Origin of the sequence: Formosa sp. Hel1_33_131 (assembly GCF_001735745.1) — a bacterium.
Taxonomy (GTDB): domain Bacteria; phylum Bacteroidota; class Bacteroidia; order Flavobacteriales; family Flavobacteriaceae; genus Hel1-33-131.
In genome coordinates, this window is sequence record NZ_CP017260.1 from 465,262 (window position 1) to 479,131 (window position 13,870).

13 protein-coding genes are annotated in these 13,870 nt (G+C 36.8%); 11 read left to right on the plus strand and 2 right to left on the minus strand.

Annotation, left to right across the window (positions count from 1 at the left end; genetic code table 11):
* The first annotated feature begins 7 nt into the window (after positions 1-7).
* The 11 genes from trmD (at position 8) to FORMB_RS02055 (ending at position 11,548) form a co-directional block, all read left to right on the plus strand.
* The gene (gene trmD, locus FORMB_RS02005) at positions 8-685 is read left to right on the plus strand and encodes a tRNA (guanosine(37)-N1)-methyltransferase TrmD (RefSeq protein WP_069675866.1); all 678 of its coding nucleotides are present in this window, start codon (positions 8-10) and stop codon (positions 683-685) included.
* Between the two features lie 139 nt (positions 686-824).
* On the plus strand, positions 825-1,175 hold the full coding sequence (rplS, locus tag FORMB_RS02010) for a 50S ribosomal protein L19 (protein ID WP_069675867.1): 351 nt from the start codon (positions 825-827) through the stop codon (positions 1,173-1,175).
* 235 nt (positions 1,176-1,410) lie between these two features.
* Complete coding sequence (locus tag FORMB_RS02015) at positions 1,411-3,621, plus strand: NADP-dependent isocitrate dehydrogenase (protein ID WP_069675868.1); 2,211 nt, start codon at positions 1,411-1,413, stop codon at positions 3,619-3,621.
* A gap of 80 nt (positions 3,622-3,701) precedes the next feature.
* Complete coding sequence (locus tag FORMB_RS02020; protein ID WP_069675869.1) at positions 3,702-6,062, plus strand: TonB-dependent receptor; 2,361 nt, start codon at positions 3,702-3,704, stop codon at positions 6,060-6,062.
* A 4-nt stretch (positions 6,063-6,066) separates the two neighbouring features.
* Complete coding sequence (locus FORMB_RS02025) at positions 6,067-6,873, plus strand: DUF4249 family protein (RefSeq protein ID WP_197493485.1); 807 nt, start codon at positions 6,067-6,069, stop codon at positions 6,871-6,873.
* Positions 6,874-6,906: 33 nt separating this feature from the next.
* Positions 6,907-7,728 (plus strand): N-acetylmuramic acid 6-phosphate etherase, encoded by an 822-nt coding sequence (murQ, locus tag FORMB_RS02030; RefSeq protein WP_069675871.1) that lies wholly within the window; start codon positions 6,907-6,909, stop codon positions 7,726-7,728.
* Positions 7,715-7,948, plus strand: a complete 234-nt coding sequence (locus FORMB_RS02035) for a DUF6095 family protein (RefSeq protein ID WP_069675872.1) — start codon at positions 7,715-7,717, stop codon at positions 7,946-7,948. The genes murQ and FORMB_RS02035 overlap by 14 nt, the downstream gene beginning before the upstream one ends.
* Positions 7,949-8,307: 359 nt before the next feature.
* Positions 8,308-9,405: an alpha/beta fold hydrolase gene (locus tag FORMB_RS02040; RefSeq protein WP_069675873.1), complete on the plus strand. Its 1,098-nt coding sequence runs from the start codon at positions 8,308-8,310 to the stop codon at positions 9,403-9,405.
* Between the two features lie 195 nt (positions 9,406-9,600).
* Positions 9,601-10,287, plus strand: a complete 687-nt coding sequence (locus FORMB_RS02045) for a T9SS type A sorting domain-containing protein (RefSeq protein WP_069675874.1) — start codon at positions 9,601-9,603, stop codon at positions 10,285-10,287.
* A 368-nt stretch (positions 10,288-10,655) separates the two neighbouring features.
* A complete protein-coding gene (locus FORMB_RS02050) occupies positions 10,656-11,225 on the plus strand; it encodes a PAS domain-containing protein (RefSeq protein WP_069675875.1) in 570 nt (189 codons plus the stop codon).
* A 98-nt stretch (positions 11,226-11,323) separates the two neighbouring features.
* Positions 11,324-11,548 (plus strand): PLD nuclease N-terminal domain-containing protein, encoded by a 225-nt coding sequence (locus tag FORMB_RS02055; protein WP_069675876.1) that lies wholly within the window; start codon positions 11,324-11,326, stop codon positions 11,546-11,548.
* Positions 11,549-11,700: 152 nt separating this feature from the next.
* Here the strand turns inward: FORMB_RS02055 and FORMB_RS02060 are convergent, their stop codons facing one another.
* Both FORMB_RS02060 and FORMB_RS02065 read right to left on the minus strand, forming a co-directional pair.
* Positions 11,701-12,963, minus strand: a complete 1,263-nt coding sequence (locus FORMB_RS02060) for a POTRA domain-containing protein (protein ID WP_069675877.1) — start codon at positions 12,961-12,963, stop codon at positions 11,701-11,703.
* An 18-nt stretch (positions 12,964-12,981) separates the two neighbouring features.
* A complete protein-coding gene (locus FORMB_RS02065) occupies positions 12,982-13,854 on the minus strand; it encodes a hypothetical protein (RefSeq protein ID WP_069675878.1) in 873 nt (290 codons plus the stop codon).
* Between the last annotated feature and the right edge of the window lie 16 nt (positions 13,855-13,870).

The following is a 13,870-nucleotide window of genomic DNA, read 5'->3' on the forward strand; positions in this document are numbered from 1 at the left end:
TTAGCAGATGCGCATAGACATCATTACCGTTTTACCAGAATTACTGAAAAGTCCTTTTGAGGCCTCCATATTAAAGCGTGCCATTGATGCAGGCTTGGTCAGTGTTCATTTTCATAATTTACGGGATTATACCTCCGATAATTACAAATCCATTGACGACACCCAATTTGGCGGCGGTGCTGGCATGGTGATGATGATAGAACCTATTGATAAATGTATTTCTAAATTAAAATCGGAACGGGATTATGACGAGGTTATTTATATGACACCCGATGGAGAAACACTCAATCAAGGCATTGCCAATCAGCTATCGATGAAAGGGAATCTCATTATGCTTTGTGGACATTATAAAGGGGTGGATCAACGTGTGCGGGATCAGTTTATAACCAAAGAAATCTCTATTGGCGACTATGTGCTTTCTGGAGGCGAACTAGGAGCTGCTGTTCTTTGTGATTCAATTATTCGTCTCATTCCAGGGGTTTTAGGAAATGAAACTTCGGCACTGACCGATTCATTTCAAGATGGATTGTTAGCCCCGCCCATCTATACAAAACCACGAGATTATAAAGGATGGACGGTTCCAGAAATTTTAGTGAGTGGGAATTTTCCAAAAATAGAAAAATGGCGAGAAGAACAAGCGTTAGAACACACCAAAACACGACGCCCCGATTTGTTGGAAGACTAAAACGCTGTGTGTTACAAAACTTTTTCTATAATAAAGTTTCTAGGTTTTACTTTTTACTTATATTTGCAGCCAATTTCGAGTTAACCTCTGGCGATCATCGCGAATGTTGTTTCGGATAAATACATAAAAAACCATTAATATGGAATCCTTAATTAAATTTGTTCAAGACGAATTTGTAGCAAAAAAAGACTTTCCAGAATTTGCAGCTGGTGACACCATCACTGTTTATTACGAAATTAGAGAAGGCGAAAAAGTACGTACACAGTTCTACCGAGGGGTTGTTCTTCAAAGAAGAGGCTCAGGAAGTTCTGAAACATTTACAATCAGAAAAATGTCTGGCACCATTGGTGTTGAACGTATTTTCCCTGTAAACTTACCCGCCTTACAGAAAATTGAAGTCAACAAACGTGGTAAAGTAAGAAGAGCTCGTATCTTTTACTTTAGAGAACTTACTGGTAAAAAAGCCAGAATTAAAGAAAGAAGACGTTAGTCAGATTTTCAATTTAAACACTCAAAAAAGCTCTATTTATTTAGAGCTTTTTTTTTGCCTTATATTTTTCAATGAGGACTCCTGAATTTTAAAACTATTAATATTAAGTTTCTTGATGATTTTTCGAATTAAATTACTCCATAAAATCATTACAATTTCATATATTTGCACGCCTTATTTGATGTAAGGCAAGACCTATTCTTACTGAAGACAAACTAAACTTTATTCGCCCATTATGGCTAACATCATTTATACCATCACCGACGAAGCTCCTGCACTTGCAACGCGTTCGTTTTTACCCATTGTTAAATCGTTTGTCGAAAGTTCAGGCATTGAAATCGAAACAAAAGACATTTCGTTAGCGGCTCGAATTCTGTCAACCTTTGCAGAATTTTTATCTGAAGACCAACGGGTTGAAGATGCCCTTGCAGAACTAGGTGAACTAGTCACCAAACCAGAAGCCAATATTGTGAAGCTTCCAAATATTAGTGCATCCATCCCTCAACTAAAAGCGGCCATCAGTGAACTGCAATCCAAAGGATTTGCAATTCCAAACTATCCAGATGCACCACAAACTGAGGATGAAAAAGCCATTAAATCACGTTACGACAAAATCAAAGGAAGTGCTGTTAACCCTGTATTAAGAGAAGGAAATTCAGACCGTCGTGCGCCAAAAGCTGTGAAAAATTACGCCAAGAAAAACCCACACAGTATGGGCCCTTGGTTGGCAAACTCAAAAACGCATGTCGCCACTATGACCGTTGGCGATTTTGCTCATAACGAAAAATCAATCACGATTGCCACTGCTACAAATGCAAGCATTGTGCATACCGATACCCACAATAAATCCACCACCTTAAAATCAAACATTGCGCTTTTAGACGGCGAAATTATTGATGCAACCGTGATGAGTATTCAAGCCTTGAGAACCTTTTTAACTGCTGAAATCAACGATGCTAAAGACAAAGGCGTTTTGTTTTCGCTTCACATGAAAGCAACCATGATGAAGGTCAGTGACCCTATCATTTTTGGACATGCAGTCCGTCTGTTTTTTGCAGATGTATTTGAAAAGCACCAAGCGACTTTTGATAAAATTGGCGTGGATGCAAATAATGGGTATGGAAATGTTTTAGAAAAAGTAGCGGGATTGGCTGCTGACAAACGTCAGGAAATTGAAGCTGATTTTGCAAACGCGATTAGTAAGGGTCCCGATTTAGCAATGGTTAATTCTGATAAAGGCATTACAAATTTACACGTTCCTAGTGATGTAATCATCGATGCTTCCATGCCAGCGATGATACGAACGTCAGGACAAATGTGGAATGCAAAAGGCAACGCACAAGATACCAAGGCTGTCATACCGGATAGTAGTTATGCTGGGATTTATACGGCCACCATCGATTTTTGTAAAGAAAATGGCGCTTTTGACCCCACTACAATGGGAACGGTTCCAAATGTGGGACTGATGGCTCAAAAAGCGGAAGAGTATGGATCGCATGACAAAACTTTTGAAATTCAATCCAACGGACGTGTCGATGTGATTGATGCGGATGGGACTGTTTTAATTTCGCATCCTGTAGAAGCTGGGGATATCTGGCGTATGTGTCAGGTGAAAGATGCCCCAATTCAAGACTGGGTCAAGTTAGCAGTGACCCGTGCTAAGGCGTCTCAATTGCCTGCTATATTTTGGTTAGACACCCAACGCGCACACGATGCAGAGTTGATCAAAAAAGTAAATACTTACTTAAAAAATTACGAAACGAACGGACTGGATCTTCAGATTCTAGCACCAATAGACGCGACCCATTATACACTCTCTAGATTAAAACAAGGACTGGATACGATCTCCGTTTCTGGGAATGTTTTGAGAGATTATTTAACCGATTTATTTCCCATCCTTGAGGTTGGAACCAGCGCCAAAATGCTATCGATTGTACCGTTGATGAATGGTGGTGGATTGTTTGAAACAGGCGCTGGGGGTTCTGCTCCAAAACACGTTGAGCAATTCACACATGAAAACCATTTACGTTGGGATTCATTGGGAGAGTTTTTGGCCTTAGCGGTGTCTTTAGAACATTTCAGCCAAGTCAACTCAAACCCAAAAGCTGCAGTTCTTGGAGAAGCCTTAGATGCTGCTACAGAGAAATTTTTAGACGAAAAGAAATCACCATCAAGACGTGTGAATGAACTCGACAACAGAGGAAGTCATTTTTACCTCACGATGTATTGGGCACAAGCCTTGGCGACTCAAACAAAGAACGCTGAGTTGAAAGCAGAATTTACAACCATTGCTGCATCGCTCTCAGAAAATGAAGAAACGATTGTCAATGAGTTAATTAGCATTCAAGGACATCCGATTGAAACCGATGGATATTACCTTCCAAATTCTGACAAAACAGACACGGCCATGCGTCCAAGTGCGACTCTAAATAAAATCATAGGGTAGTAACGCCCTGTCAGAATATTTTGTTAAAAGCACCTTTTAGGGGTGCTTTTTTTTTAAATTTGTATCCTAAAATTTAACCAATGAGACGGCTCTTCTTTTTCCTATGTATAGGACTTAGTTTATTAGGATATTCCCAAGAAAAATACACCCTTAGCGGAACTATTTTTGAGGCAGAAGGACAAGAAACCTTGATTGGTGCCAACATCCTTATTTTGGAGCTTAAAACAGGAACCATTTCAAATGAATACGGTTTCTACTCGATCACCCTAAACGAAGGAACTTACGAAATTACGGTCAGTACGATTGGCTATGCAACCTTAAAACAAACCATCACCCTTGATAAAAATATTTCTCAAAACTTCACGCTGACAGAATCTCTAGAAGCTTTGGACGAAATCGTGATTGAAACTGATATTGAGTCTATTGATATCAAAACACCCCAAATGAGTGTCAATTCATTAACTGCTTCCACAATCAAGCAAATTCCAGTGGTGTTTGGCGAAGCGGATGTCATCAAAGCGATCACGCTTTTACCAGGCGTTTCCAGTGGTGGCGAAGGCGCTGCGGGTTTCAATGTTCGTGGGGGTGCTGTAGATCAGAATTTGATTTTATTGGATGAAGCAACCATCTTTAATTCCTCTCATTTATTTGGATTGTTTTCCGTATTTAATCCGGATGCGATTAAAAGTTTAAAACTTTATAAGGGCGGAATTCCTGCCAAGTATGGAGGACGTGTTGCTTCGGTATTAGATATTTATCAAAAAGAAGGAAATAAAAACAAGTTCCATGCCAATGGAGGCGTCGGGATTGTTGCCAGTCGGTTACTGCTCGAAGGTCCTCTAAAAAAAGGAACGGGTTCGTTTCTATTGGGCGGACGCGCCACCTATGCCCATTTACTTTTGCCATTGTTTGATGTGGATAATATTGCGTATTTCTACGATCTAAACACCAAGTTAAGCTATAAACTGAACGAAAAAAACAACATTTATTTATCGGGTTATTTTGGAAGAGATGTGTTTAATGTCTCCGATAGTTTTGAAAACACCTATGGTAATACGGTCGTGAATTTTAGATGGAATCATTTATTTTCGGATCAATTATTTTCTAATTTATCCCTTATATACTCTGACTATTATTATGGTTTGAATTTGAATTTTGTGGGTTTCGAATGGAATTCAGGGATTCAGAACATGAATATCAAATACGATTTTAAACAATACATTAACGACCGCTACAAACTGGAATATGGGGTTCACAGTACCTACTACCGTTTCAATCCAGGAATCATCAGTCCAAATGGCCCAGATTCTGGAATCAATAGAGAAAAACTGACGGATAAGTTTGCTTTTGAAAATGCGGTTTATATCGATGTGAATCAGCAATTAACAGAGCGCTTGGCACTGAGTTATGGCGCACGTTTGAGCTCTTTTTTAAGATTGGGGCAAGACGAACTTAATGTGTATGAAAACGACCAAGCAGTTGGATTTAACAGTGATTTACAACTCTATGAAAAAATAAACCCCATTGGAACTGAAAGTGACAACCATGGAAAGGTGATCAAATCCTTTCTAAATATTGAGCCTCGTTTTGCACTCTCTTACCAACTGAATGAGGACACTTCTCTAAAGGCAAGCTACAACCGAATGACACAGTATTTGCATTTGCTTTCCAACACCAGTTCTCCAGCGCCCTTGGATGTTTGGACACCAAGTGGGAAATTTATTCAACCTCAAATTCTGGATCAAATAGCCGTCGGGTATTTTAAAAATTACGATGCTTATTCTCTGGAAGTGGAAAGCTTTTATAAGATCATTAAAAACCGCATCGACTATATTGATGGTGCTAATTTAATTGCCAATGACGCCATCGAACAAGTATTGTTGAATGGTCGCTCGAGAGCTTACGGATTGGAGCTCTTATTCCGTAAAAACAAAGGCCGTTTCAAAGGATGGTTTGCCTATACCCTCTCCAAATCGGAACAACAAACCGTAGGTCAAAATGCATCAGAACCGGGTATCAATAACGGAAACTGGTACAATACTCCTTATGACAAAACACACGATATTTCCATCACATCAACCTATGATCTGACTAAAAAATGGAACTTGAGTGCTAATTTTATCTTTCAAACGGGACAGCCAACGACCTACCCCAACGGACAATACAACTACAATGGCTTGGTCGTTCCAACATTTGAAGCTCGAAATTCAAGCCGTTTGGATGCCTACCACCGCTTTGATATATCTGGGACTTATACGCCTAAACCAAACAAGAAAAAAGGATGGCAAGGCGAATGGGTTTTTAGTATTTACAATCTGTACAATCGGAAAAATACTCAATCGTTGAACTTTAGAGAAAACGAAGTTACGGGTCAAAATGAGGCCGTCAAATTATCCCTGTTTGGCGCCGTGGGAGCCATTTCTTATAACTTTAAATTTTAGAGCTATGAAACACATGAAAAAATTATTTATACTGATCGGTCTGGGATTCCTAAGTACTTCTTGCGAAGAAGTAATTCAACTCGATTTACCCACCGAAACACCTCGATTGGCCATTGATGCATCGCTTCAAATGACGCCCAATGAAACTTTGGCACAAGTGGTAAAACTAAGTTTATCTGGTGGATTTTATCAAGAAGAAAATCCAGTGGTGTCCGATGCCAGCGTGCAACTGCTAGACCTCACAAACAACCAAACATTTGAGTTTGTTTATGACACGGAGTTAGAAAATTACAACTTGGACTTCACCCCTAGTTTTGATACCGACTATAAACTGCGCATCGTATATGCCAATGAAACCTATGAATCCTCCGTGGAACAACTGATGCATGCGGTGCCTATTGACAACTTAGAGCAAGGAGAAAGCACACTTTTTGCAGGGGATGAAAAAGAAATTTTAATTTCCTATACGGACAGTGCCGAACGCGATGATTTTTATTTATTTGATTTTGGACTTCAAAGGTATTTAGCAACAAAAGATGAGTTCTACCAAGGAAATGTATTTATCTTTTCGCATTTCTATGAGGATTTACTCGCAGGAGACGAAGCGGTTGTTAAAATCATGGGAATCGACGAGCGTCATTTTAATTTTATGACCATTTTGATTGACCAAACTGAAGACGGTGGAAATCCTTTTAGCACCACTCCAAGCACGGTGCGTGGCAACCTCTCTAATATGACCAATCCAGAGCATTTTCCGATGGGGTATTTTAGACTTTCTGAAACGTATAGCGCGAGTTTAATTTTAGAATAGTACAAAAGTGTTTCAAAAATTCTATTTTTGTGTATGACTTTCACAAAAACCACCGAACAGGATTCGCATTACAACCATCTCGAAAAAATGTCTATTAAGGATGTTTTAAACGTGATCAATCAAGAAGATCAGAGCGTTCCTACGGCGGTTGCATCAGCAGTCCCACAAATTGAAGCTCTGGTAGCACAGATTGTAAACAACCTGAAAAACGGCGGACGTTTGTTTTATTTGGGTGCTGGAACCAGTGGACGCCTCGGAATTTTGGATGCTTCTGAATGTCCTCCCACTTTTGGAGTCCCACATGAAATGGTGATTGGACTGATTGCAGGTGGTGATAGTGCCATCCGTAAAGCGGTTGAATTTGCCGAAGACGATACCCAACAAGGCTGGAAGGATTTACAAGCATATAGTATCTCCACAAACGATGTGGTGGTTGGTATTGCTGCTTCTGGCACAACGCCCTATGTGATTGCGGCCTTGAAAGCCTGTCAGCAAGCCAACATCAGCACGGGATGTATGACGTGCAACGAGGGCAGTCCCCTCGCCCAAGTATCGGATTACCCAATTGAAGTGGTGGTAGGTCCCGAAGTATTAACGGGCAGCTCACGAATGAAAGCCGGCACGGCACAAAAATTAGTATTGAATATGATCACCACCACCACAATGATTCAGCTTGGAAAGGTAAAAGGCAACAAAATGGTGGACATGCAACTGAACAATGATAAACTAGTCGCCCGTGGCGTCAAGATGTTGATGGATCAGTTGAACCTCTCAGAAACCGAAGCACAACAGTTGTTAGACACTCATAAAAACGTACGTACCGCATTAAAAAAATATACCAATGGAAACGCCTAGAACCAATAAAGACCTTTTAGTGGGTGGACTTAAAACAATGGGGGTGACTCTCTTCTTATTATTTTTAGGGCCTTTTATTTTACATGCTGGATTTTCCAATCCCGATAAACCGCTTTACATCCCTTTGGTGATTGCGGGTGTTTTGACTTGTGGAGCGGCGATTTACTTTGGTTTTAAAGGGATCCGCACAATTATGGACAGCCTTTTTGGGCGGAAATAATTTCTTTTTATTATATTTACAACGGACTTAGACCTCAAATCTGATTCTTCATTTTAACCAATTCAACTTTTTAGTAAGCTATTAAAATACTGTATTTATACAGTGGTGTATGGGTATGCGGAGTTTTTAAAAATTGATTGAGCAACGAAGTATACATACTAATGAATTATAAACTTTAGTTTTTAGTGTTAAAAATGAATGAAATGAAAAAACATTTAAATACGTTTTATAAAACAGAAAGTTCAACAATACACGCCAATTTGGGATGTATTGTTGAACGAAACACTAAATATAATGGAAATATGCACACCTAAAGGTGTGTATATACACTAGTTCTACGTCATTAAAAAAATCAAAGAATGAAAAAAATATTAAAAACAATAAAATATTCGATTATAACCATCGTGGTAATAGTTTTAGTATTTATCGCAATTGTTTTTATAAAAAGCCCTGGAGTAGCTGACATTGTTAGAAATAATGATGGAAATATTCCTAAAAATGCTATTTCTACTATAGTAACAATTCCTGTTGGCGAAATACAGCAGACTATTATTATTAGAGGAGAAGATAATACTAAACCTGTTTTGTTATTCTTACATGGAGGTCCGGGGACACCTGAATTTCCATTTATGAAAAATATAGGATTAAATTTAGAGCAAGAATTTGTAGTAGCGTATTGGGAACAACGAGGAGCGGGAAAATCTTATTTTAAAGATATACCTGTAGAAAGTATGTCATTACCACAAATGATATCTGATGCTGTTGAAGTCTCAGAATATTTACAAATCCAATTTAAGCAAAATAAAATTTATTTGATGGGGCATTCTTGGGGCTCTTTTTTAGGTACTATGTTAGCTTATCAGCACCCTAATCATTTTCACTCTTACATTGGCATTGGGCAAGTTTCTCACCAATATTATGGAGAAAAAATCTCTTTGAATTGGATTAAAAAAATGGCTAAAAACCTTAAAAATAAATCAGATGTTGAGATTATAAATACACTAGTATTTCCTGACTCTTTGGCGGACAACCAAACATGGATGGACTATTTGATACCTCAAAGAGATTTTGTCAATAAATATGGTGGTGGTTTTAGCCACAAAAACTATAATTTGACAAATCTTTATAAAACCATTCTCTTTGATAGTCCTGAATATACTTTTCGAAATAAAATAAATTATTTAGAGGGAGCTCTATTTTCACCTATGCATCTTTGGGATGATGTTATTCAAACAAATTTAATACAAGAAGTTGATAGTATCTCTATTCCAGTTCATATCATTCAAGGTATTCATGACTATCAGACACCTCTGAAACCTGCTAAAGATTTTTTTACTCAATTAAAAGCACCAGAGAAAAATTTTTATCAGTTCGATCATTCAGCTCATTTTCCATTTATAGACGAACCCAATAAATTTAACAAAATAATAGAAAAAATAGTCTTAGGTGAAAATTGAGAAAAAAGAAATAAAAATGAATTTAAAACGCCGTAGAACAAGGTATAAAAATAATAGCGGTTTAATCACTAAAACAAAAGTAATGAAACATAAAAAAGGTCTGTGTTTAACCGAAAAGTTAGTGCGTGTAAATCCGCTACTATTCTTATACTAGACCGTTAGCAAACTTATAGAATAAATTAAAAATCACTTCCTATGAAAAATATATTATTATTTATATTGTTACTTTCCTCTCATATTGTTATTAGTCAGAACCTCATAGAGTTCAGAACAGCATCACTCGTAGATGGTGATTACTCACTCGAGGGAGACGTGTATCTGGAACTGTTTGACGATAATTCCCTCAACCTCAGATTTGATACAAATTATTTGACTCAGAGTAACGTATTTGATGTTCATGTGTTTCTAACTAATAATAATGACTATACACAACCTATTGACACATCTGGGATGTTACTAGTGGAAAACATAGGAACCATTAGTGGCCTAAATTACTCATCAGGCGCTATGACATTTAACTTACCTTCAGGTGTAGGCATCAATGATTATGACCATATTGTCTTTGTTTGCATCCAATTCGGCCAGTTGCATTGGGGAGATGGAACCTTTGGCTCAACATCTCTAGGTATTATCAAAAACGATTTTGGAAGCAAACTTTTAGCACACCCTAATCCAACTGATGGTAATTTCTCGATTGACTTGGGAGCTGTTTATGAATCTGTAGAAATTATTCTTTCTGATATTAATGGCAAGTTAATTCGTTCAGAGTCATTTCGTCAAGAGCAACTTGTTAATATACCATTAAAAGAACCGTCTGGCATATATTTAATAACAGTTCAAGCAGATAATAGAAAGGCATCAATAAAATTGATAAAAGAATAAACGATTTGCCAACAATGTATAAGCGGCATTAAAACGACCGCTTATACTAACCGTCAAACTACGCAAAATCTAAAGGTATTCCATGACTTAAACAAATAGAACTTTATAATTTTAAATCTAGAATACGCAGCAAGACTTTAAAGGCATCCGCACCATTAAGTAGAGTCTCTTTGGTCAGAAATAATTTTTTTATTATCTTTACAATAGACTTAGACCTCAAATCTGATTCTTCAAAAAACCAATTCAACCAAAAGTATTTTAAGATTATTATGCTATTTAGACGCCTCTAAATGGGCTTGTTCGGAAATAATCCTATTTAAGCAGGGTGTGATTTGTAGTCGTTAGCATTCATATTAAAAAATAGAACTATGAAATACAATTCTTCTGAAATGATGTGTTTAGACATTTATCTTTCTTCTTTGTCAGATAAAGAACATGACAAAATAAAACATCAAATTAAATCGTCTAAAGCTAAAATATCCCCGTTATCAAGTTGGGATATCTATAGGCCAAATTATTTTAAAACACTTGACAAGCAGAGAAAAAAAAGAGATCTTAAGGTTGTAAATTCATTCTTTAAAAAAGAAAAATGGAGTAATGATTTTCAGAGTGTTTTTAAAAATCAAGAGTTTGAAGCACTCGTAATTACCGATTTAAACCAAAGAATTATTTGGGTTAATGAAGGATTTACTAAAATGACAGGCTATTCAAAAGATTTTGCCATAAACAAAACACCCCATTTTTTACAGGGAGAAAACACCTGCTCATCTGTTAAGAAAAAAATTAGAACTAAATTAAAAAAATCACATCCATTTAAGGAGGTGATCACAAACTACAGAAAAGATAATTCAGTCTATAATTGCGAAGTGAGAATTATCCCTTTGTATTGTAATGAAAAGGTAACTCACTTTTTAGCTTTAGAAAAAGAAGTCATCTAAATAGATTAAATGAAATTCTCCAAGCTGCGTACTCTATGGATTAAACCAATAAACCCTCGCTAGCAAAAGAACAAAAACTAACGAATAACAATTAAAAAATGATAGTTTTAGCAATGATGGAGACTTGGGAATTAATTATACTCTTATTTATTTTAGCGCTCGCTGTGTTACCAACTGTCTTAGCACTTATTGATATTCAAAAAAGTGAATTTCAGGGAAACACGAAACTAATTTGGCTGTTGGTGGTGATATTTTTGAGCTTTTTTGGAGCTATTTTGTATTTTTTAATTGGAAAGGAACAGAAAACAACTACAAACAACTAGACGTATTAAATGCAATGTTCCTGAGGTTTTTAGCGTGAGGGATTGCAGTTGAAAAGCCCACGGTCATAGCGCGGCGTTAGCCTGTGTTGTGGCGAGGACTTGTAGCGGAAAGCCCGGCTTTGAACGCCCAAAAAAAGTTTTTTTATTTTTATCTAAAAATATTGCCCAATACCAAACACAAATCCTCTGTTGGCATTTTTTGTGATGCCATAGCCATAGTCGATACGAAGGATGGCATTGAATATTTTTTTGTGAATGATCCGCACGCCTATACCTGTATAAACATTAATGTTTTCGCTGTCTCCAAAAGTGCTTAAACTGCCCCCTGGGTTTCGCCAAGTTCCTGCATCAATAAATCCATTGCCTTGCACAACGATGCTTTTCTTTTCCAAAAAAGTATGTCGGTACTCTGTATTAAAAACAATACTGCCTGTGCCTCTGTCAACAGCGTTTCCAACGCCTCTTAAATTTACGTTGTTATCCAAGGCAAAAGGTGCAAAAGGGCTGTCGTTATTTGTGGATAAGCCAAGGCGTAATCTGTTGGCCCAATTTCCTTTATCCCCAACTCTTTTGTAATACAAGAAGTCGTTCCAAGCGATTATAAAATTGTTTTGAGATTTGATTTCGGAGCTTACGAATTGTCCATTGAAAACACTTTTAAAACCACTGATGTAGAAATAAAAATAATTTAGATTTTCGTGTGTATAAATAAGTTTAAACAATCGCTTATTCACATCCAATTGGCTGGGAACTCCAGACTCTATATCCCCCGTTTTATGATCGTATTTTTCATTAAAAACAGAGAATCCAACTTTTAAAGTATTTTTGAAATTTAGCTCATAGGATCCCAATAACTCATAGGAGGTGTTGTGGTAAAGGTAATTGGCCGTGTTTTCTCCAAAATGAAGCGGTTCTTCGCTTTTCCAATTTAGGTAGTTGAGCCCCAAACCAAACTTATTTGAAAACAAATAAGGGGCATTAAAATTTAAGGAAAAGGTGTTATAGCCATTATTTTGATAAAAGCCACCCATGGTTATATTTCTGCCAAATAAATTATATTCGGAGATACCAATTTTATAAGCGACTGTCCTAATTGTTGTCCAATAATTAAAAACGGGTATCAAGGTGAAGTTTTCTTCTAAATTAAACTGAACCTTGAGGTGATTATCGGGAAGTTGGACGACTTCATAAGTAGCATTAGAAATGGAGGGCAATCGTTTTAACCTAATAAGATCTTTTTCTATGAGGGTAGAATCTAGTGGGTGTCCTTTTTTGGTTTCTAAAATAGTTCTTAAAAACGATGCTTTTGTTTTTTTGAGGCCTTTAAAATCGAGTTCATTAATGAGTTCCGTTTGTGCGCACACGGAGGTACTGACTACAATAAAAAAAGTAAAAAGAGATGCTATGGATTTCATACGTCCTTGATTATAAATTTAAAATAGGGTTCTTAAGCCGATATTAAATGTTTGACCCAATCCGGTGTTATTTCCTCTCACAAAATTGGTGTATAAAAACTCAATATTCAACACCTTTGTGAGTTGATATTTTGTTCCAAAACCAAGCACTGAATAGTCTTGTGCTAAACTTTCTCCAAGATCGAGCCTTTGGGAATGTTGCGCCATCACTAAAACAGTAAATTTTTGACTTGGAAAATAACTAAAAAAGACACTTGGTGTTAAAACCAAACTCGTATTTGCAAAGCTCTCTTTCTTATCCCCAAAATTATATTCTGTATTTATTTCAGCAAATAATTGTAGTTCATCTCCTGCAAAGGTGTAATCATACAAAAATCGGTTTTGGAGGGTATATCCTTTTTGATCTAAATAAACGTTGTTTTCTGATTCCTCTTTTACCAATGGAATATGGAAGGCTGTCAACAATGTTAAATTACTAATTTTATTAAAGGGTTTGAATTTTATGGCAGGTGCAAATGAGGTAAATCCAGAACGCGTCCCATTGGTTGAATTATTCTCAAATTTAAAAACATCAAAGGTATCTAGGCCATTGACCGCATTTGAACGTATTTCTAATAAAAGTCCAACGTCTAAATTGTTGTTTTTAGAGATGCCAGTAAAAATATCTATGGTGGATGTAAAATAAGTTTCTCTTGGCTGTGAACCAGGTTTTTCAGAGTTTTTTGTTTGGGTATAAATATTATTAAACCATTTAATATCCCATTGCCCTTTATTCAATAGTTTTGAGGGGGTATAAGTGATGATGTTACTCTGTTCATTATCGTTATCTTCTTGTGAAGCGATTGAGAATGTCAGCATTAAAAATAGTACTGTGGTGATTTTAAGTTTCATAAGTAGGGTGTTTAAG